The 20,893-nt window shown below is 71.8% G+C and carries 15 protein-coding genes; 9 read left to right on the top strand and 6 right to left on the bottom strand.

Annotation, left to right across the window (positions count from 1 at the left end):
- The first annotated feature begins 102 nt into the window (after window positions 1-102).
- Window positions 103-819: a hypothetical protein gene (locus tag WMF31_RS24745; protein ID WP_436606592.1), complete on the top strand. Its 717-nt coding sequence runs from the start codon at window positions 103-105 to the stop codon at window positions 817-819.
- Window positions 820-951: 132 nt separating this feature from the next.
- Window positions 952-2,109, top strand: a complete 1,158-nt coding sequence (locus WMF31_RS24740; protein ID WP_436604304.1) for a Kazal-type serine protease inhibitor family protein — start codon at window positions 952-954, stop codon at window positions 2,107-2,109.
- 179 nt (window positions 2,110-2,288) lie between these two features.
- Here the strand turns inward: WMF31_RS24740 and hcp are convergent, their stop codons facing one another.
- Window positions 2,289-3,596: a hydroxylamine reductase gene (hcp, locus tag WMF31_RS24735; RefSeq protein WP_436606591.1), complete on the bottom strand. Its 1,308-nt coding sequence runs from the start codon at window positions 3,594-3,596 to the stop codon at window positions 2,289-2,291.
- 274 nt (window positions 3,597-3,870) lie between these two features.
- Between hcp and WMF31_RS24730 the strand changes: the two genes are divergently transcribed.
- The 3 genes from WMF31_RS24730 (at window position 3,871) to WMF31_RS24720 (ending at window position 6,627) form a co-directional block, all read left to right on the top strand.
- Window positions 3,871-5,043, top strand: a complete 1,173-nt coding sequence (locus tag WMF31_RS24730) for a hypothetical protein (RefSeq protein WP_436604303.1) — start codon at window positions 3,871-3,873, stop codon at window positions 5,041-5,043.
- A 172-nt stretch (window positions 5,044-5,215) separates the two neighbouring features.
- Complete coding sequence (locus WMF31_RS24725; RefSeq protein WP_436604302.1) at window positions 5,216-6,043, top strand: TetR/AcrR family transcriptional regulator; 828 nt, start codon at window positions 5,216-5,218, stop codon at window positions 6,041-6,043.
- Window positions 6,044-6,135: 92 nt separating this feature from the next.
- The gene (locus WMF31_RS24720) at window positions 6,136-6,627 is read left to right on the top strand and encodes a GNAT family N-acetyltransferase (RefSeq protein ID WP_436604301.1); all 492 of its coding nucleotides are present in this window, start codon (window positions 6,136-6,138) and stop codon (window positions 6,625-6,627) included.
- A 207-nt stretch (window positions 6,628-6,834) separates the two neighbouring features.
- Here the strand turns inward: WMF31_RS24720 and WMF31_RS24715 are convergent, their stop codons facing one another.
- Window positions 6,835-7,302, bottom strand: a complete 468-nt coding sequence (locus WMF31_RS24715) for an SH3 domain-containing protein (RefSeq protein ID WP_436604300.1) — start codon at window positions 7,300-7,302, stop codon at window positions 6,835-6,837.
- Between the two features lie 197 nt (window positions 7,303-7,499).
- Here WMF31_RS24715 and WMF31_RS24710 point away from each other — a divergent pair, with 197 nt between their 5' ends.
- Both WMF31_RS24710 and WMF31_RS24705 read left to right on the top strand, forming a co-directional pair.
- Window positions 7,500-7,718, top strand: a complete 219-nt coding sequence (locus WMF31_RS24710) for a hypothetical protein (RefSeq protein ID WP_436604299.1) — start codon at window positions 7,500-7,502, stop codon at window positions 7,716-7,718.
- A gap of 32 nt (window positions 7,719-7,750) precedes the next feature.
- Window positions 7,751-8,275: an LEA type 2 family protein gene (locus WMF31_RS24705; RefSeq protein ID WP_436604298.1), complete on the top strand. Its 525-nt coding sequence runs from the start codon at window positions 7,751-7,753 to the stop codon at window positions 8,273-8,275.
- A 41-nt stretch (window positions 8,276-8,316) separates the two neighbouring features.
- On the opposite strand, the gene WMF31_RS24700 is transcribed toward WMF31_RS24705, so the two are convergent.
- Window positions 8,317-14,325: an AAA family ATPase gene (locus WMF31_RS24700; RefSeq protein ID WP_436604297.1), complete on the bottom strand. Its 6,009-nt coding sequence runs from the start codon at window positions 14,323-14,325 to the stop codon at window positions 8,317-8,319.
- 128 nt (window positions 14,326-14,453) lie between these two features.
- Window positions 14,454-17,552, bottom strand: a complete 3,099-nt coding sequence (locus WMF31_RS24695) for a PEP/pyruvate-binding domain-containing protein (protein WP_436604296.1) — start codon at window positions 17,550-17,552, stop codon at window positions 14,454-14,456.
- A 343-nt stretch (window positions 17,553-17,895) separates the two neighbouring features.
- Here WMF31_RS24695 and WMF31_RS24690 point away from each other — a divergent pair, with 343 nt between their 5' ends.
- Window positions 17,896-18,147, top strand: coding sequence for a GxxExxY protein (locus WMF31_RS24690; RefSeq protein WP_436604295.1), 252 nt, complete (start codon window positions 17,896-17,898; stop codon window positions 18,145-18,147).
- A gap of 304 nt (window positions 18,148-18,451) precedes the next feature.
- A complete protein-coding gene (locus tag WMF31_RS24685) occupies window positions 18,452-18,955 on the top strand; it encodes a hypothetical protein (protein ID WP_436604294.1) in 504 nt (167 codons plus the stop codon).
- A 174-nt stretch (window positions 18,956-19,129) separates the two neighbouring features.
- On the opposite strand, the gene WMF31_RS24680 is transcribed toward WMF31_RS24685, so the two are convergent.
- Both WMF31_RS24680 and WMF31_RS24675 read right to left on the bottom strand, forming a co-directional pair.
- Window positions 19,130-20,041 (bottom strand): formate/nitrite transporter family protein, encoded by a 912-nt coding sequence (locus WMF31_RS24680; RefSeq protein ID WP_436604293.1) that lies wholly within the window; start codon window positions 20,039-20,041, stop codon window positions 19,130-19,132.
- A gap of 130 nt (window positions 20,042-20,171) precedes the next feature.
- The gene (locus tag WMF31_RS24675) at window positions 20,172-20,891 is read right to left on the bottom strand and encodes a CPBP family intramembrane glutamic endopeptidase (protein WP_436604292.1); all 720 of its coding nucleotides are present in this window, start codon (window positions 20,889-20,891) and stop codon (window positions 20,172-20,174) included.
- Between the last annotated feature and the right edge of the window lie 2 nt (window positions 20,892-20,893).

The following is a 20,893-nucleotide window of genomic DNA, read 5'->3' as shown; positions in this document are numbered from 1 at the left end:
GAGACAGTGAGACAACCAATGAGACATCTTGCCCTTGGATTTCACGATGATTTCGCATGGTTTTCGAGCGGCATCGCGCTTGCTTTGGTGCTGGGCATGACGATGCGGACGGTGGCGAGACACGGAGGCGGGCGGGGCGCGATCGCGGCGCTGCTCGCGGTGCTCGTCGGCGGCTGCGTCGTGAGCCCGCAACCGAGCCCGCCGGTCCACGATCCGGTCCTGAACGGGGGCCTCCTCGGCGGGACCAGCGACTTCACGGTCCTGCAGGAGCAGGTCCTGCTGCAGGGCAAGCCGGGCGCGGTTCAGCCCGCGGAGGGCGTGGTCGTGGTGACGAACCTCGACGCCGCCGATCCGCCGGGGATCGCGGAGGTGAACGGGGACGGCAGCTTCCAGATCACCCTGAGGGGCACGACCGAGCACCTGCTGCGGATCCAGGCGAAGCACGGGGAGCGCCGATCGCCACCCATGGACACGAAGATCGTGGATCTGCCGTTCGATCCCCAGGCCACGAGGCGCGCGCACCTGCCTTGCCTGCAGGTCGAGGCATGGGTCTCGCTTGAGGGGATCGCGGACGCCCGCGACGCGGTCGTCCGCAACGACTGCGCCGAGGAGGTCTCCATCGCGGCGCCGCGCCTGCGCCGCGGCGGCGGACCGTTCAGCGTCAGCCCGTCGGCGCCCTTCGTGGTGCCCGCGGGCGGGTCGATCGCCGTCACCGTGCGCGCGGACGGCGACGGGGACGAGCTCGAGGACGTGCTCTTCCTCGACATCACGGCGCCCGAGGCCGGGCGCCGCGCGCTGACGCTCACGCTCCCCGACTGAACGGTCGAGGGGGCCTCACATCGACGCGCCGCGCCCGCGCGCGGCGCTCCGGAGCCCCTCTCCCGGAGGGGAGGGGCTCGCTCTTGGCTCTTGCCTCGCCGGCGCACGGCGGGGCCGTCTTGGAGGAACATCATGACCATCCAGCATCGCATCAAGAACAGCCGTCTCGGATCCGCCCTCTGGCTTGCGTTCGCCGTGCTCCCGCTCGCCGCGGGCTGTCAGGTGGAGGTGGACGACGGCGGCGCCGGCGACGTCGCGTCCGGCGCGGACGAGGTGAAGGGCGGCGGGTGCTACCCCGGGCCCGGGGAGGAGCGCGCGTGCGGCGGCCTCCTCGGCCTGAAGTGCGAGACCGGCGAGTACTGCGACTACGAGCTCGAGGCCATGTGCGGTGCGTTCGACATGACGGGCGTCTGCAAGCCGATGCCGCGGGGGTGCCCGAAGATCAAGGACCCGGTCTGCGGCTGTGACGGCAACACGTACCCCAACGAGTGCATGGCGAACGCGGCGGGCACCGGCGTGTCGTCGCGCGGCGAGTGCTCGCGTCCCCCGCAGGAGGACAAGGCGTGCGGCGGCCTGCTGGGCCTCGCGTGCGACGAGGGGGAGTTCTGCAACTACGCGCCCGACGCCATGTGCGGCGCGGCCGATCAGACGGGCGTCTGCACGACCGTCCCGACGGCGTGCACGCGGGAGTACAACCCGGTCTGCGGCTGTGACGGCAAGACGTACGGCAACGAGTGCACGGCGAACGCGGCGGGCGTGTCCGTGGCGTCGCGCGGCGAGTGCGCCCCTCAGCCGGGGCAGATCTGCGGCACCCGCGGCGCCGAGCCGTGCGCGGACGGGTTCTTCTGCAGCTTCGCGCCCGAGGCCGAGTGCGGCGCGACCGACGTGCCCGGCACCTGCGCGCCCATCCCCGAGGCGTGCACGGAGCAGTACGAGCCGGTCTGCGGCTGCGACGGCAGGACGTACGGCAACGCGTGCATCGCAAGCTCGGCGGGCGTGTCCGTGGCGTCGCGCGGCGAGTGCAAGGAGGAGCCCCCGGTGGAGCCGGCGCGGCTCTGCGGCGGCATCGCCGGCCTCGACTGCGATCCCGGGTACTTCTGCGACTACAGCCTGGAGGCCATGTGCGGCGCGGCCGACATGACGGGCGCCTGCACGCCCATCCCGGAGGCGTGCACGTTCGAGTACGCCCCGGTCTGCGGCTGCGACGACAAGACGTACGGCAACGCGTGCGCCGCGCACGCGGCGGGCGTGTCCGTGGCGTCACGCGGCGAGTGCCCCGATCGCCGGTGAACGACACCTCGGGAGCCGTCCTGCCGCGCCGCGGGCTCGCGCGGGCTCGACGGCTCCCGCCTCTCCGTCAGGCGCTCTGCCCGCTCCGTCCGTTCCGTGGAGCGCCTGCCCCCCCGTGGAGCGCCTGCCCCCCCTTCATGCCTCCGCAGGTCCCCGACGGGCCAGGCTTGCCGGGGCGCTCACGCGCACGCGCTGGCGGGCGCCCGGCGCAGCGTGAGCAGGTCTGCCGAGGCGGCCTCGCCGATGAGCCGGAGATCGTAGCGCTCCTGCAGCAGCCGCAGCACGTTCGGCGAGACGAAGCCGGGCAGGCGCGGTCCGAGCACGACGCCCTTCACGCCCAGGCTGAGCAGGGTGAGGAGCACGGCCACGGCCTTCTGCTCCAGCCACGAGATCACCAGCGTGAGGGGCAGGTCGTTCACCCCGCAGCCCAGCGCCGCGGCGAGCGCGCTGGCCACGCGGATCGCGCCGTAGGCGTCGTTGCACTGCCCCATGTCGAGCAGCCGCGGCAAGCCGAGGTGGGTGCCGTGGTCGTGGTTGCGGATGCGGAACTTGCCGCAGCCGAGCGTGAGGATGAACGAGTCCGCCGGGGCCTGGGCCGCGTACTCCGTGTAATAGCTGCGCGCCGCCTCGGGGCCGTCGCAGCCGCCGATCAGGAAGAAGCGGCTGATCTGCCCGGCCTTCACCGCGCTCACGATGGCGCCCGCGTGCGCGAGGATCGCCTCGTGGTGATATCCGACCTCGGTCTCCCGCACGAAGCGGTCGGGCAGGGGAGGGCACGAGAGGGCCATCCGGATGACCTCCGAGAAGTCGCTGCCCTGGACGCGCCGGCCGCCGGGCACCGCGGTCGGGCCCGCGGTGAAGAGGCGATCCCGGTAGGCCTCCCTCGGGAGGAGCACACAGTTCGAGGTCATCAGGATCGGGCCGGTGAACGCCGGGAACTCGGCCTTCTGGTTCTGCCACGCGGACCCGTAGTGGCCGGCGAGGTTGGGGTGCTGGGCGAGCCTCGGATACGCGTGCGCCGGCAGCATCTCGCCGTGCGTGTACACGTTGACGCCCGTCCCCTCGCACTGCCGGAGCAGCTCGGAGAGGTCCGCGAGATCGTGACCGGAGACGAGGATCCCCGGCCCCGCCACGGTGCCCTCCCGGACCATCGCCGGCTGCGGCTCGCCGAAGCGAAGGCGGTGGCCCTGGTCGAGCATCGCCATCACATCCAGGTTCACGCGGCCGCACTCCAGGCAGAGATCGAGCAGCGCCTCGGGGTCGAAGTTCACGTTCGTCAGCGTGGCGAACAGCGCCTCTTCGAGGAAGGCGCTCACGCGCTCGTCGCGCACGCCGAGCTTGCGCGCATGGTGCGCGTAGGCCGCGACGCCCTTCAGCCCGTAGAGCAGGATCTCCTGCAGCGATTGCACGTCCTCGTCCTTGCCGCAGACGCCGACCGTGGTGCACCCGGTCCCGTGGGATGTTTGCTCGCACTGATTGCAGAACATGGCCATGATCGACCTCGTGGGGTGAGCCCGCGCGGAGGCGCGGTCCGCAGATCTCGGCCGGCGCTCGGTCCTCGGCAAACCGGCCGTCTGCGACCGCGACGCCGCGCGGCGCGCTTCTTCATCGAGAAGGACGACCCGCCGGCTATCAACAAGCGTGCCCTCCGCGTGGGATGGAGCCCCGTGGGCAAACCCGGTGCTTCGACGGTGCGCGCGCCTGCGGGGGCGCAAGCGCGGCGCCGAGACGCAAGCGTTGCGCGTCGGGTAGCCTGGAGGGATGAAGACCCATCCGGCATTCACCCTGGTGATCGCGGTGCTCCTCGCGGCGTGCGACGACCCGCCGAGCGAGAGCGGCGGCGGAGGCGCGGGGGCCGACGTGCCCTCACCGCGCCCGGGCGGCGGCGGCCCCGGCGAGGGCGGCGGCAGGCCGGGCGAGGGCGGCGGCCCCGGCGAGGGCAGCGGGGGCGGCGGCGAGGAGGACCCGGCGCCGCCGCCTGGCACGCTGAGCGCGCGCTACCCCGGCGACGTCGGGATCGGCAGCGATCCCGCGGTGCTCTTCCACGACGACTTCGAGGCAGGGTGGGGGCGCTGGGACGGGCCGAGCGCCGACACGCGCACCCTGCGCATCGAGACCGACCCGGCGACAGCTCACGGCGGACAGCGCTACCTCCGCTCGAGCGTGACGACGGCCGTTCTCGAGGAGGAGACGTACGTCTCGTCGTCGACGTGGGTCACGCACGAGCGCGTCGACGCGATCTACTGGCGCTTCCACGTGCGCTTCCCCGAGCTCGCCCCGAACCCGCACCACTGGGTGCGCATGGCGGCGGGCATCGAGGGCTGGGACAGCAGCGGCCGCGCGAACACGGTGCCGCCCGGAGACGAGGGCTTCTGGTTCGACTTCGACACGAACACCGACGATGTCTTCAACTTCTACGTGTACTGGTACAAGATGCGCTCCGGCCGTTGCAACGACGGGACCGCCACGCCCGGCTGCGCGGGCGATCAGGGCACGACGTACCATTACGGGAACGTCTTCCAGCCGCCGGATCAAGCGCCGTTCCCGCGCGACCGCTGGTTCTGCGTCGAGATGCACGCGCGCGCGAACACGGTCGGCGAGCGCGACGGCGCGCTCGCGTTCTGGATCGACGGCGCGGCGATCGGCGACTACCGCCCCGGCTACCCCGACGGCACCTGGCTCCGCGACAGGTTTCACACCGGAGGGTGCGATTTCAGCGCGTGCACGCCGCCCGCGCCGTTCGAGGGCTTCGACTTCCGCTCGAGCGGAGACGTGCGCTTCAAGAGCCTCATGCTCGACGCCTATTACGAGCGCGACTCCGACGCACGCCGGCGGGCGGAGATGGAGGAGCGCGGCCTCTCCGTCTCCGATACGCGCACCATCCTGTACGACGATGTCATCGTCGCGACCCAGCGCATCGGCTGTCGCCGCTGAGCATCGCCGCGGGCGTCCGGGGGGCGCCTGACGTCGCCCCGGCGATACGCCCGCGTTGACGTGCTGGTACGATTCCGCTCATGCTGACTCCGATGCGCTGTTCCGTGATGCGATCCGTACGAAGTACGGTTTGCCGGGCCGCTGGCGTGCCCGGGAGGGCGCGAGCGTCCTGATGAAGAAGACCCGTGCGAAGCCGGCCAGGGAGCGCGCGGCGCGCGAGCGGGAGGGGCGGGTGGCCGACCCGGCCCGGAGCCTCGCGCTGCTCTGGGGCTCTCACGGGAAGCCCGGGCGGTCGGGGTTGACGGTGCGGGCCATCGTCGAGGCGGCGATCGCGCTCGCCGACGCGAGCGGGCTCGACGCCGTGTCCATGCGGCAGCTCGCGGACGTGCTCCAGGTCGGCACCATGTCGCTCTACACGCACGTCCCCGGAAAGGCCGAGCTGACCGAGCTCATGGTCGACACGGTCTACGGCCACCTCTACGACGACGTGGACGCGCCCTCGCGGCGGCCGGGGGGGTGGCGCGCGTCGCTCGAGTACGTCGCCACGCGCAACTGGGACCTGTACCAGCGGCACCCGTGGCTGCTCGAGATCGTCTCGGCGCGCCCCGTGCTCGGGCCGAACGCCTCGCTCAAGTACGAGGCCGAGCTGCGGCCGCTCGATCGCCTGGGCCTCACCGACATGGAGATGGATTCGGTGCTCACCCTCCTCCTCACGCACGTCGAGGGCGCGGCGAGGGCGCTCTCGAACGCGAGGCGCACGCGGCAGGAGAGCGGCATGTCGGACGTGGAGTGGTGGGTCGCCACCGCCCCGCTGCTCGACAAGGTCATGGATGCGAGGCGGTTCCCCGTCGCGGCGCGGGTCGGGCAGTCGGCGGGCCAGGCCTACCAGGGGGCGTCGAGCCCCGAGCACGCCTTCCGCTTCGGCCTCGAGCGCATCCTCGACGCCATCGCGCTCCTGATCTCGGAGCGGGACGAGCGCCGGGGCGCCGGCCGGGCTTGACGCGCTGGCGCGCGGGTCGCCTCATGGGCGAGCCCGCGCTCGGCGCCCAGCGCGTCGAGCCTCATCCCAGGCCTCGTGCCAGAAGGAGCGTCATGGTCATCCTCCGGAGAGCCGAATCGAGGGACGCGGCGTCGACCTGGTCGGTCCGCACCGCGGCCATCCGGGAGCTGTGCAAGAGCGACTACGGCGCCGCGGCGCTCGCCGCGTGGGCCTCGACGCCCATGCCGGACCGGCATGGGGCCGCCACGGCGTGGGAGAGCTTCCTCGTGGCAGAGCAGGACGGGGAGGTCGCTGGCTTCGGGATCGTGAACCTGGAGACCAGCGAGGTCGAGGCCGTCTTCGTCCACCCCGGCGCCGCTCGCCGGGGCATCGGAAGGCAGCTCCTCGCCGGCCTGGAGGACATCGCCCGGCGCGCGGGGCTCACGTCGCTGCACCTGTCCTCCTCGCTGAACGCGGTCCGGTTCTACGAGGGAGCCGGCTACCAGCGCGTCGAGAGGACGGTCTACCGGCACCCGAGCGGGCTCGAGCTCGCGTGCGTTGCCATGAGAAAGAGCCTCGTCTCTGGCCGGGACGAGCAACGCTGACAGCGCCTCACGACCCCTCGTGAGCTCGCCCCTCCCGCCTCGACGTCACGCCGCCGCCGTCCCGAGCGACGCTGTCGGGCATGGCGGGGGTGGACAGCATGTCCCAGGTGCGGAGAAATGTCGCAGTGCGAGCGGTGTGACGATCCCGGCTCGCGGCACGGGAGGCGCTCCACGGGAGCGGAGCGGGCCGCCGGGAGGAGCGGGGGCTCAGGACGAGCCGCCGGCGTTCCCGACCTTCTTCGTGCCCCAGGCCAGATCCTCGCGCACCCAGCCCTTCTCGCCCTCCACGTCGACGACATGGAGCCAGCGCCCCTTGCGCTCGAGGACCTTGAACACCTCTCCGCGCTCGGCCTGGAACGCGACCTCCGCGGAGGTCGTCGGCTCCGCGCGGACATTGCCCCGCGGGACCTTGATCACGATCGTCTTGATCTTGGCCAGCAGGCGGTCGGCGACCCAGGCCAGATCGCCCTCGAAATCCTTGATCTTGCACCACCCGTCCTCGCGCTCCAGCACCTTGACCGGGTAGTAGCGGGTCGCGGTGAACTCGACAGGCTCGCTCGTGGACGGGCCCGCGCGGAAGTTCGCCACCGGGACGTTGACGCTGAGTATCTCGGCCCGAGCCACGCTCGGGAGCGCGACGACGAAGAGCACTGGCAATATCGGCCGAATGTTCACGACTGCCTCCTCATGTTACTACCGTTCGCTCGCGACCCTACCGGCTCGTCCGATGCTGTCAAGTTCTCGAGCTCGGTGATCGCGCCCCGCGCGGAGCGCAGCGCACCGGCGCGCGCCCGCGCAATCCGGCGCGGCCGAAAGGACGTGCGACATCTTGCCGCAGCGCCGCGCCCGGACGGCGCGAACAAGCATGATCCGTGCTCACCGCCTTCCCAGATCCGGTGTCCGCAATCCAGATCCTGATGCACGGCGGAACTCGCGATCACGCGTCCTGGGACTGGCCGTATCAGCCGGAGGCGTACTCGCATGTGGAGCACGCGACCCGGCGAGGGGTCGCGACCCTCCACGTCGACCGGCTCGGCCACGGGGGAGCGCCGCGCCGCCGGGCCGCGCTCCGCCGCGGCCCGGCGAGGTGACGGCGCCCGTGGGCCCGGGTAAGCTCTCGCCCGTGACGAGCCCCCGGAAGACCTCACCCCTGCGCGTCGCGCTCGCGCTCGCGCTCGCGGCGCTGGCCGCCCCCGCGTGCGTCAGCAAGCCGACCATGCAGCTCGACCACGCCGAGATCACCGGGATCCGCATCGCCTTCCCGCCGAGCCTCGGCATCCTGATGACCGTCGTCGTCAACGTGTACAACCCGAACTCGTACGACGTCGCGGTGCGCGCGGTGCGCGGCCAGGTCGTGCTCGCCGGCCGCTACATGCTGCCCGTCGACTTCCGCGCCGACGGCGACGGCGTGTGGCTCCCCTCCGACCGCACGACCCCGGTCCGCGTCCCGATCCACATGCCCGTCGATCTCGGCTTCCAGCTCGTCCGCGAGTCGTTCTCGTCGCCCGTCATCCCGTACCGCTTCAGCGGCCGGGCGGACGTCACGGCGACGCGCACCTTCCGGCTCGAGGCCGACGATTACTCGGTCGACGACCACGGCGTCGTCGCGCGCCACCAGATCGAGGCCGCCCTCGGCGTCATGCGCTGAGCCGGGGGCCCGCGGGGCCACCGCGCCGGGGGCGGCCCCGCTCACGTCGACGTGGGCTCGGCCACCTCCGGCGGCTCCAGGGGGAGCTCCACGACGAACGTCGCGCCCGCGCCGAGCTGGCTCTCCACGCGGACGGAGCCGCCGTGCGCGGCCACGATCCAGCGCACGATGTAGAGCCCGAGGCCGAGGCCGCCGAAGTTCCGGACCGAGACGGCGCGCTCGAAGCGCTCGAAGATCCTGGCCTGATCCGCCTCCGCGATCCCGATCCCCTGATCGCGGACCACGAGCAGCGCGCGATCGGCCCGCCGGCGCACGCTGACCTGGACGAGGCCGCCGGCGCCGTACTTCATCGCGTTCGACAGCAGGTTGATGACGACCTGCTCCAGGCGCGACGGATCCCAGCGCCCGACCACGGGCTCGTCCAGATCGAGCTGGATCGGACAGCCGGCGTCCGCGAGCTGCTGGCTCATCCGCTCGACGACCTCGCGCGCGAGGGCCGAGAGGTCGACCGGCGCGCGCACGATCGCGAGCCGCCCGGCGTTCAGCCGGGTGACGTCGAGCAGCTCGTCGACCAGGTGTCCGAGCCGCGTGAGCTGGCGATTGAGGACGCGCAGCGTCGACTCGATCCGCTCCGGGGGGAGCTCCGCGCGCTGGTGGCGGCGCAGCAGGCGCTCGACGAGCTGCGCCTGCATCTGCAGCGAGGTCAGCGGGGTCTTGAGCTCGTGGGAGGCGACGACGAGGAACTCGTCCCGCCGCTGGATCGCCTCCTGCGCCTCGGCGAACAGCCGCGCGTTGTCGAGCGCGAGCGCCGCCCGGCTCCCCAGCTCCTCGGCCAGCCACAGCTCGGCGTGGCCGTACCGGCGAAAGGGCAGGGTCGAGAGCAGGGTCATGACCCCGAGGCACCGGTCGCGCGCGAGGAGCGGGACCCTGAGGAACGCGTGGACGCCGAGCGACCTCAGGCGGGGCGCGGCGCGGAGGTCGCCCACCTCGGGCCGGCGCAGCGACGCCGCGGTCAGGGGCTGCAGCGCGTCCTTCAGCGGGTCGATCCGCCCGGCGGGGACCCCGGCCGTGGCCGCGCGCCCCCAGGCGTCGTGCGCGCGCCCCCGGGCGTCGTGATCGACGCACACGTCGATGACGCAGTGGTCGGCCAGGTCGGGCACGGCGAGCTGCGCCACGCTCTCGAGGGTCGTGTGGTAGCCGAGGGCCATCAGCTTGCGGCTCGCCTCGGCCAGGAAGCGCTCGGCCCGCTCGATCCGCTTGCGTTCGGTGATGTCGGTGGCGATGCCGCAGAGCACGCCGGGCATCACCTCCTCGCCGAGCGGGAACTTGACCGACAGGAAGGTGTGCGGCCCGTCCGCCATCTGCACCTCCTCCTCGCACTCCAGGGGCGCCCCCGTATCGAGCACGTGCAGGTCGTTGCGCTGCAAGATCTCGACGCTCGGCGCAGGGAAGAGCTCGGCGTCGGTCCTCCCGACGAGCTCGTGGATCGGCATGGCCATGAGCTTGCCCGCCTGCCGGTTGGCGAGCAGGTACCGGCCCTCGCGGTCCTTCAGGAAGACGGCCGCCGCCGAGTTGTCGACGATCGCCTGCAGGGTCGCCTGGTTGGCCCGGAGGGCCTGCTCGGCCCGCCGCCGCTCGGCGTTCTCCTGCTCGAGCTCGGCGTAGAGCATGGCGTTCTCGAGCGAGATGGCCGACTGCGAGGCGAGCAGCTCGAGCACGCTGAGCCGCCCGGGCGTGAACGCCCCCGCGACGAGCTTGTTCTCCAGGTAGAGCAGGCCGATCAGCCGGGCCTGGCGCACGATCGGGAGGCACAGCACCGACCTCGGCCTCCTCCGCGCCAGGGCCTCGTCCTCCGAGAACGGGTGCCTGGCGGCGGCGTCGTCGAGCAGCACGCGGTCGTGGCTCCGGCGAACGTAGTTGAGGATCGACCGCGGCAGCGCCGCCTCGGCCTCGCCCGCGTCGAGCAGCCGCGCCGCGCCCCCGGACGCGGGGAGCGCCGCCGCGGTCGACAGGCGATCCGCCCGGACCAGCAGCACGACCCCCTCGTCGGCGCCCGCGTGCTCGACCACGATGCGCAGCAGCATCTCGAGCAGGCGCGGGAGCTTGAGCTCGCCGGAGATGCTCTGCGAGGCCTTGACCACCGACAGGACGTCGAACTGCTCGGCCCGCACGGCGAAGGTGACGGTGGGCGCGATCGGCTTGCGCGGGGCCAGGGAGGGGTGGCGCTGGTCGAGCTGCTCCACCTTGCCGTGCGCGCCCCAGCGGAGGTAGGCCGCGCGGGCCCTCTGCAGGTAGGCGCCTTCGGGCGTGGACAGGCCGCGCGCGCGGTAGAACGCCGCGGCGAGCTCGCAGCCGATGGCCTCGTGCTGGACGAAGCCGCTCTCCCGCGCCGACGCGATGGCCTGCTCGTAGAGCCGGATCGCCTCCGCCTCGCGCCCCTCGATCCGGGCGATCTCGGCGGAGACCAGGGCGTGCTTGTGGAGGAAGTTCTCGGGGCAGCTCTCGGCCCACACGCCGAGCTGCCGCGCGCAGTCGAGGAGCCCCCCGGGGAGCTCCTCGAGCGGCGACCTTGCCTCGTGGCGGGCGGCGGCGAGCGCGAGCGCGCGATAGTAGAAGCTCTCGGCGGTCAGCGCGGTCGCGTCGATCTTCCAGTCGTGCTCGACGATCACGCGGGCCGTCGCGGCGCACGCCTCCTCGGGGGAGCCGAGCACGAACAGCGCCTGGGCCTTCAGGCCGTAGTACAGCTTGTCGACCTCGCGCAGGTCCGCCCGGGAGAGCCGCGCCTCGAAGCCCTCCTGGTCCAGCTCGGCGCCGTCCAGCATCGGGAAGCGGGCCGGCCGCCCGCGCAGCGCGTGGACGACGTGCCGGGCGCCGAGGAGGACGGCATGAGGGAACGCATAGCCGGCCTTGCGCACGAAGCCGAGGCGATCTTCGGTCTGGTGGAGGACGTCCTCGAGCGGCTCGCCGGAGAGCAGCGGAAACACCGCCGCCCAGATGCAATTGTAACACGCGTTGTTCAGATCACCGGCCTCCACCGCGGCGTCGAAGCCGAGGCGGGTATAGAGGGAGGTCTCCCTGTAATGGCGCGTCCAGAAGACGACCTGCTGTCCGAACAGCGTGAACACCAGGGACTTGATGGCGAGGTCGTGGCTCCTGTCCGCCAGGTCGTGGCCGACCTTGCCGAACAGGTAAGCCTCCTTGTACCGCCCGAACCGCGGGCCGAGCATCCTCGCGAAGACGACATACGCCTGGGCGGAGCTCTCGTCGTTGCCGTGGCGCAGACTGAGCTTGATCATGCGCATGACGAGCAGATAGTGCAGGTTCTGGTCGACGAAGTAAGACGAGATGACCATGCCCCGGAGGACGCCCATCGCGACCTTGATCTCCGGGTGCGCCATGGGGGGTAGGTCGATCAGATCCTCGATCGACCGGCCGCCCAGGGCCTGCCAGACGCTCTCGGTCTCCGCCTCGAGCTCCTCGTCGGTGACGTGGAGCGGCAGATCGATGTCCCACGCGCGGAGGCACGAGCGCCCGATCTCCACCGCGCGGGCGCACCGCCCGCGGGTGACGTTCAGCGCGACCGCGAGCTCGACGACGGCGGCCCTCTCGAGCCTGGTCCTCGCGCGCTCCAGGAGCTCTTCGAGCAGCCGCTCGGCTTCCTCGGCGCTGCCCGTGATGTACGCCGCGTGCGCGCGCTCGAGGCCCAGGTCGTAGGCCAGCTCGTGCTGCGTCTCCCAGCGATCCTCGGCGAGGAGCGCCATGCCGGCGGCGAAGAAGGCGGCGGCGGACTCGTGGGCCGCCGCCGCCTTGGCCCGCCTGCCGGCGCGGAGGTTCAGCGCGGCGAGCTCGCCCCTCTCCGCGGGAGCGCGGACGAGCGCGGCGCCGCGGTTCAGGTGGCCCACGACGTCGAAGAGCGCCGCCTCGCGCTCCTCCGCGCGCTGCGCCCGGAGGAGCAGCCGGCCGATGCGGAGGTGCACCTCGGCGCGCTGCGCCTCCGGGATGAGCGAGTAGGCGGCTTGCTGCACCCGGTCGTGGATGAACCGGTAGCTGCTGTCCCGGCAGGAGAGCAGCCCCTCCTGCACGGCGTCCTCGAGCGCCTCGCGGAGCTCTCCTGCCGGACGGTTCGCGACCGTGGCGAGGGCGTCGAGGGTCAGGCTGCTGCCGAGGCACGCGGCGAGCATGAGCGCGTCCCGCGTCGGGACCGGGAGCCGCTTCAGCTTTCCCGTGAGCAGCTCGATGACGTTGTCGGTGAAGCCCTTCTCGCGGATCGCGGCGACGTCCCACCGCCACGCCCGCTCCTCCGCGTCGAAGGCGATGAGCCCCTCCTGATGCAGGGTGATCAGGAACTGGATCGCGAAGAAGGGGTTGCCGGCGGTCTTCTCGTACACCAGCCGGGCCAGCGGGCGTGCCCGCTCGACAGGGGCGTGGACCGTCTCCGCGACCAGCGCCTCGACGTGGGCGGCCGAGAGCGGCGCGAGGACGATGTCGGAGACGACCGCGCCGCCCTTCTGCGCCTCGGCCAGCGTGAGCCGGAGCGGGTGCGCCGGGCCGACCGCATTGTCGCGGTAGGCGCCGACCACGAGGAGGTGCACGGCCGGGGCGGTGACGAGGCGCTCGAGGAGCTGGAGGCTCCCGGCGTCGGCCCACTGCAGGTCGTCGAGGAAGAGCACCATGGGGTGCTCCTTCCGGGCGCACCCCGCGACGAAGCGCTGGAGCGTCGCGTGGAACCGGCGCCGGGCCTCGGCGGCCGGGAGCTCGGGCACGGGCGGCTGCGGGCCGACCAGCAGCTCGAGCTCCGGGAGCATGTCGGTGAGCAGCCGGCCATGGGGGCCGAGGGCCCCCCGGAGGCGCTGGCGCCAGCGCTCGAGCTCGTCCTCGCTCGCGCACAGGATCTCCTGCACGAGCCCCCGGAACGCCTGAAGGAAGGGGAGATAGGGGACATCCCTCCTGAGCTCCTCGAACTTGCCCGAGAGGAAGAAGCCCCGCTCCCGCACCACCGGCCTGTGCAGCTCGGCGACGAGCGACGACTTGCCGACGCCCGAGTACCCGGACACGAGCACGAGCTCCGGCCGGCCCTGCGCGAGCGCGCGCTCGAACACGGCGAGCAGCGCCCGGACCTCGCCCTCGCGCCCGTGGAGCCGCTGCGGGACCTGGAACCTGTCGGACAGGTCGCGCTGGCCGAGCGGAAAGGCCTCGATGGCGCCGGTCGCCGCGAGCTGCGCGGCGCACCGGTCGAGGTCGTGCCGGAGGCCGAGCGCGCTCTGATACCGCTCCTCCGCGGCCTTGGCGAGCAGCTTGAGCACGACCGCGGAGAGCGCCGGGGGGATCGAGGGGACGATCGCGTGCGGCGGCGGCGGCCTCTTTGCGATGTGGCAATGCACCCACTCCACCGGATCGCCGGCGTGGAAGGGCAGGGTGCCCGTCAGCATCTCGTACAAGGTGACGCCGAGGGAGTACAGGTCGGTCCGCTCGTCGATCCAGCGGTTCATCCGGCCCGTCTGCTCGGGCGCCATGTACGCCAGCGTCCCCTCGATGAGCCCGTCGTGAGACGGGCCCTGGGGCTCGCGGGGCGAGAGCGAGGCGATCCCGAGATCGGTGATCTTCACCTCGCCGGTCTCGGGGTTACAGAGCAGGTTTTGGGGCTTGATGTCCTTGTGGATGACGCCGTGTCGGTGCAGCTCGGCGAGCGCGTCGGTCAGGCGAACGGCCAGGGGTAAGAAGCGATCGAGCGGCATCGGCCCGGCCTGGAGCCGATCGAGCGAGCGGCCGCCGAAGTCCTCCAGGACCAGCGCCGCCTGGTCGCCGAGCGCCTCGAGCGCATGGGGCTTGACGATGGCCTTCGCAGGGAGCCGCTTGCCAACCTCGTATTCGTGGCGCAACCGGCCGAGGGCGCGCGGGCTCTCGTGGTCACGCCGCAGGACCTTGAGCACCACGGGGAGGCCGTCGTCACGCACCGCCCGGTAGAGCAGCGTGTCGGAGCCCTCATGGAGGACCTCGACGGCGTTATAATGAAAAGTACCGCTTTTGTTGGACCAGTTCCAAATGGCCACCGCGCGGGCCCCGAGGTTGGCAGCTTCCAGGTACGGGCATGCTGCCAGACATGCCGCGCAATGCCACCGCTTTGAGCGGCCTGTGCAGGCGACCGCGCCGCCGAGGTCGACGGCGACGGCCGTGCCGCTCAGTCCAGGCTCAGCGCGTGGAACACGCCCGCCGCGTCGAGGGTCCACATCTGCTCCTCGATCTCCGGGAGCTCCGAGGTGCGGAGATAGATGAGCCGGATGTCCTTGGCCTCGAGCTCGGCGAGGAGCGCGGGGTCGAGGCCCGGCTCCAGGCGCGGCTCGAAGATGAAATCCTCCGAGAAGTTATGGTGCTGAGGCCGGTACGTCTGCGCGTGGTAGGCCCGGAGCACGATCGGGCTGCTCGTCAGCCCCTCGATGCGCGTCTCCACCCACTTGTGCAGGGGCGCCGTGTAGCCGGCCGTGGGGCCCGTGGGGGGCGGCGGCCAGTAGAACGACGTCGCCACGCGGACGCCGGAAGCGGACGAGAGCGAGCGCTCCTGGAGCAGCGCGCCCTCGACGGGGGGGCCCTCCGGCGGACACGCGCCGAGCCGCACCGTCTCCGAGGGCACGGTGATCGGGGTGAGCTCCCAGTCGAGCGCCGGCGCGGGCGTCGCGTACGTGGCGCTGAAGGTCAGGTCGAGGTCGCGGAGCGCGATCAGGGGGCCGAGCGACGGCGGCAAGAGCTCGGGGACGGGCGAGGCGGCGAGCGAGTAGGTGATCTCCTCGGCGCCGGCGCCGTCCGTGAAGGAGTCCGTGACCCTCTCGCCGTCGACCGCGTGCGACGCGGCCGGCCACGCCGCCGGGCTCCCCGTCCGCGTCGCCACCGACGCGCCGGAGACGTGGGCGAGGGTCGCGTCCTCGAAGAGCGTGCTGGCCAGGGCCGCCGGCGTGAGGAAGGCGCTCCTCGGCGTGAGGGTCGCGCGCACCTTGAGCCTGTGGTTCGCGAACACGTCGGCGAACTCGCCCTGGAAGGTGCAGAGCTCCCGCGGCTCGCCGAGCAGGAACGGCGTGAGGCTCGGGGTCGTGTCCGGGAGCGAGACCTCGCGCACCTGCTTCACGACGAGCTCGCCGGGCTTCATCTTCTTGTACTCGTAATCGAGCAGGTACGAGGTCTTGCCCGGGTGCACCTCGCGGAACCGCTGCTCGACCTGGCCGAGCAGGCCGGCGAGCGCGCGATAATCGTCCTCCCACGCCATCACGTGGCCGCCGAGCGGCACGAGCGTCGAGCCGGACACGAGGTTGACATAGGTCTCGCCGCCCAGGCTGCTCACGGTCACGACCTCCGGCAGCGCGCCGCCCTCGGGGTTGGTGACGGAGAGCGCCCCGAGCTGGGTCACGAGCTTGATCTCGTCGGCGTGCGAGACCCCGCGCGAGAGCGTCGCAACGCCGTTCGCCATCTCGTCCTCGTCGGGATAGGAGTGGTGGACGAGGACGCCCATGCCGACGTCGTCCTCGTCCACGCCGTGGAGCAGCCGGGCGAGGAAGGCGTTGTCGTTGTAGAAGCTCGCGTACACCTTGCGGATCGCCCGGAAGACGCCCCGCTCCTCCGGCTCGTCCGCCTCGCAGAGGCTCGGCCCCGCGTCGTCGGCGTCCTGGTCGTCGGCCAGGCAGCCGCTGTAGCTGTCGTAGAGGCCCGCGCCCGTGAAGACGGCGCTGTCCTCCACGTTCGTCGAGCTCCGGAACCGGATCTTCCTCGTGGGCGAGAAGCCCGCGATGGCCGCCTCGATGGCCTGCCGCTGCCCCGCGGTGAAGGCGGTGTCCTTCTTGATCCGGTCCCGGATCGCCGCGAGATCGGACTTGAGCGCCAGCATGTCGGGCGGGTAGCTGTGGGCGCCGAGGCGCGCCGCGATCTCGGCGCGCAGGGTGCTGCCGCCGGCCATGACCTGATCGAGGAACTCGTCCCAGAGGTCGAACGACAGCGCGACCGCGACGTCCGAGCTCTCCGGGATGGAGTCCCGCAGGAGGCCGTAGTTGGCGGCCTTGCCCCCGACGTGGACGATGTCGGCCGGGCCGAGCTCCTCGGTGGAGGCGGAGTAGGCGCCGAGCGGCTCCTTGGGCTGGAGCTCCAGGCTGCCGGGCTGCTTCAGCGCGAGGAGCTGATCCCGGTCCGCCGGGTCGATCGCCCCGTCGATGTCGAACAGCGCGGCGCGGCACTCGACCCCGTACTCCAGCGAGGCGCGCAGCGCGACGTCCTTGCCGTCGAGCGCCGTCGCCCGCGCCGCGGCGGCCTCGTCGCCGAGGTACACGAACGGGATGCCGAACGAGGTGGCGAGGAGCGCGGTGTGCGCGTTCGGCGTCGCGGGAGACAGCGAGATGATGCCCGCCACATAGGGCACCTCCGCGGGGATCGAGTCGGTGAGGAGGATGTCCTCGGCCCGGAGCTCGCCGCTCTGGTAGGCGGCGTCGATCCTGTCCGCGGGGACGTGGCGGAGCCGGCCCACGGCCCAACCGGTCGCGTAGCACGCGTCGCCCTGGAGCCACCGCGCGATCGAGCTCACCGGGAACCCGGCCGCCTGGAAGAACGCGCTGTGCTCCGTGGCCGACGCGCGCTGCTCGTGCGTCGGGAAATAGAACGGCTGCGCGCCCTGAGGGGCGATGACGCTGTCCTTCACGAGATCGAGGACGACGCGCGCCATCTCGGGATCATAGGCGTCTTGCCGGACGAGCTGGATGCCGTACTCCGGCGCGCTGTCGGGCCGCGGGGAGATGAGGACGGCGCCGAGGATGGCCTTCTGTCCCTCCTCGTGGAGAGAGACGTTGTCGTACTCGTCCAGCGACATGCCGACGAACGGGTCGAGGCGCGCCGTGGCGAACTCGCCGTGGAACGGGTACTTGACGCTGTCCTGGTAATAGACCTTGGTGGGGTCGTGCATCAGCACCGTGAACTTCACCCAGGTCGGCCCGTTCGCGCCCGGAGACCAGGCGGCGAACGGCTCGTAGGGGAAGCTGATCTCGTTCTTCCAGTCCTCGGACGGGGTGATGTCGATCGGGTAGGTGTCGACGGGCCACGCGCTGTCGCCGCCGCCGTTGCCGCCGCCGCCGTCGCCTCCTCCGTCTCCGCCGTGTCCGCCCGTACCCCCTGCGCCGCCGTTGCCGCCGCCTCCGGCGCCGGTCCCCCCCGGACCCCCGGGGGCGTCGTCCGCGCAGGCGGTGAGGATTCCTGTGCTCGACAGCACGAGCGCGAGGCAAGCCAGATGACCAAATCGTCGTGTTCTCATCGGGGATCTCTGATTCAACTACCGTACCAGGCGGGCTCCGAGAGCGCCTGATGACGGCGTGGCGGGGCACGGATGTCACATGACTGGCGCATGCAGGCACAACCGCTGACCGCCTGTCGTCGTGATGCCGCGCGGTGGCTCCCGAGGTGCTCCCGGGTGCGCCGCGGGGGCTCCCCACCGACCCGGGACACCCGCCGTGGGCCTGCGCGACGGCGCCGAGCGAGGCGCTCCAGAGGCCGTTCGCCCGCCGCGACGGCGCGCGCGAGAGCCGCGGCCGGCGCGGTGAGTACGGAGCACGACACGACTTGATTGTTGGGCGGGAGCGGCGCTCATCCCTGCTGTGATGGGCGCGGCGACCGGTGATGATTGGAAGATCGAGCGGAGAGACGCAACCGAAGTGGGTGAGGGGAGAATCGATCTGCTCGTCGCCGAGCGCCTTGTCGTGGAGCTCAAGGTCGTGGAACACCTCGCGCCAATCCGTGTGGCGCAGGTCCTCTCCTGCCTGAAAACCATGCGGCTCCCCATTGGTCCTCTGATCACGTTCAACGTTCCCGCGCTGCGCCTCGGTATCAAGCATGTTGTTCATAACCTGTGATCTCGTCGTGTCCCCGGCCTTCCTCTGCGCCCGCTGTGCCTCTGCGGTTCAAATTCTGTTTGTTCTCATCCGAGGACGCTCTCCGGCAGAGCCACGGTCGTGGCGCTCCGCCTCAACCGCGCCGAGCTCGCGGCACGCTGCCGGGTCATCGCGGGCGGGCACCCTCCCGCGGACTGAGCTGACCGGCGCGTGTCGCGCACGGCCATCTCCTCCGCCGCGCGGGCCAGACGATCCGCCGACCTCCTCCGGCGCGCCGCGCCCCCCCGGTCCGCGGCTTGCTTCCGGCCCAGGCGGGAGGTTCTCGATGACACAATCCGTGGTATCTCCAGACCCGCAAGATATGCTGCCGGCGCCGGCGGCCGGGCTCATCGCGCCGGCGTTTCAGCACAACGCGGCGATCCCCTCCAAGCTGCTCTTCGGCCTCCTGCCGATCCGGCGCGTCATCCCCCAGGACGTCCACTCCGTCCTCGATTACTCGAACGGCGCCACGGTCGCCCTGGCCGGCCTCTCCTCGAACCGGCCAGAGGCGCGGCTCGCCGGCGCCCTGCTCGGCGCCTCGGTCATCTCCGTCTCGCTGCTCACCGACTACCGCATGAGCCTGGCGAAGCTGATCCCGATCGAGGTCCACGAGGCGCTCGATTACGCCTGGAGCGCGTCCGTCATCGCGGCGCCGTTCGTGTTCGGATACAGAAAGCGCGCGCCGCTCGCCGCGCTGGTGCACATCGCAACAGGGGTTGCCACCGTCCTCGGGTCGATGTTCACCGACTACCGCGCCGCGAGGGGCGTCGGCCGGACGCGCGCCGCGTAGGGGAGACCCACGCCGGTCAAGGATGCCGCCGAGCCTGTCCGGGAGGCAATTCAGCCGGGCCCGGTCATGGCGGCGCTCCGGCGCCCCGATCTGGGAGGATGGCGGCGTCCCGGCGCCCCCATCCGGGGTGAGATGGCGGCGCCCTGAGCAGTCCGGGGGGAAGGGCGCGGCGTTTCACGCCGCCGTGGTCGACCGGGGCCGCGGCGGGTCGAGCTCGCCGTGGCCCTTCACGGCGTCGTCCCCGCGCTCTTCGCGCTCGCGCCGGGATGCCGCGCGCGCCTCCCCCTTCCCCTGCGCTTCTCCCTCGCGGGGCCTGTAGGTCCAGTACAGGAAGAGCCCGGTGAACAGGCTGCCGCCGACCAGGTTGCCCAGGGTGACCGGGATCTGATTTCCCATCCACCAGTCGGCCATGCTCACCGGCGCGCCGAGGAGCATGCCCGCCGGGATGACGAACATGTTCACCACGGCGTGCTCGTAGCCATGGGCAAAGAAGGTGAGGACCGGCAGCCACGCCGCCACGATCTTGCCGACCGTCGAGGTGGAGGTCATCGCCATGACGACGCCCAGGCAAACCATCCAGTTGCAGAGGACGGCCCTCACGAACATGGCGACGAAGCCCGGGAGACCGAGATGCAGGTAGTGCGTCTTGGCCTGCGCAATGGCGACGATCTTGCTCGCCATGGCGTCGGGCGCCTGGCTGCCCATCATGGTGAGCGACACGGCGAGGAGCGCGCCGTAGAACAGGCTGCCGGCGAGGTTCGCCAGGAACACCGTGGTGAGGTTGCGGATCACCTGACCTGCGCCGCAGCGCCTGTCCGCGAGCGCCACGGGCAGCAGCGCGAAGTTGCCCGTCACGAGCTCCAGCCCCAGCAGAACGATCATCACGAAACCTACCGGAAACACAAGCGCCCCGGCGACAGGCAAGCTGGTCTGGAGGGCGGTCGTGATGGCGAGGCTCGTGGAGATGCCGAGCAGGGCGCCGGAGAGGAAGCCGCGGATCAGCAGATCGCGCACGGGCGCGGCGGCCTTGGCCGCGCCGGCCTCGATCATGGTTCGAACGACCTTCGCAGGAGAAACGTGATCCATAAGCAGAGGATTCCTGTCGGCGCAGCATCGCACGACTCCGTGGAGGTCGTGTAGTGCAATCCACACCGCCGGCTCGTCGGCTCCCCGGGGCGCTGCGTCGGTATTCACGGCGGCAGCTCCCCGCGCCATCTCAGGTGAACCGCAATGCGATCATCCCGATCAGGTTGATGCCCGTGTGCGCCACGACGCACGGCCAGACGTTGTCCCGCCGCACCGCGAGCGCCCCGAGCACCAGGCCGATGGCGAAGGTCTGCACGACGCCGAGCATGGATTGGTACAGGTGACCGACCGCGAACAGGGCGGATGACAGCACGACGGCGCCGACGGCGGCGGCGTGATCACGGGGGCTCCGCGACAGGGCGGCGCGCAGGCGCGAGAGGAAGAAGCCGCGGAAGACGAGCTCCTCGTAGACGCCGGTGAAGAGCGAAAGCGGGAGGATGAGGGCCCGCGGAAGCTCGGCGAAGCCGCTGAGGGCGGCGGTCTTCTCGGCGGCGAGCCGCGCGGGGTCGAGGCCGGCTGCCAGCGCGTACACGACCGTCCCCGCGCCGGCGAGCAGGTAACAGGCGCCGAGCCCGAGCAGGCCCCGGGTGAGGACGGCGGCCGGCGCCTCGCGCCGGAAGCCGAGCGTGTCCCACCGCTCTCGAGATACGGCCAGCGTGACGGCCACGCTGCCGAGCAAGAGGCCACCGCCGACGAGGACGCCCTGGGCGACGTCCCGCGGCGAGAGGCTTCGCCCGGCGGGGCGCGTCGCCTGGCCGAGCGCGAGGGACACCAGCAGGATGGCGGCGACGAGGACGACCTGCAGCGCCGCCTTGGCGCGGCTCGTGTCGGATCGGACGGTGGTGGGCATGG

Source organism: Sorangium sp. So ce1036, assembly GCF_051369805.1.
GTDB classification, from domain to species: Bacteria; Myxococcota_A; Polyangia; order Polyangiales; family Polyangiaceae; genus Sorangium; species Sorangium cellulosum_F.
This window is presented reverse-complemented; position numbering and strand designations above follow the sequence as displayed.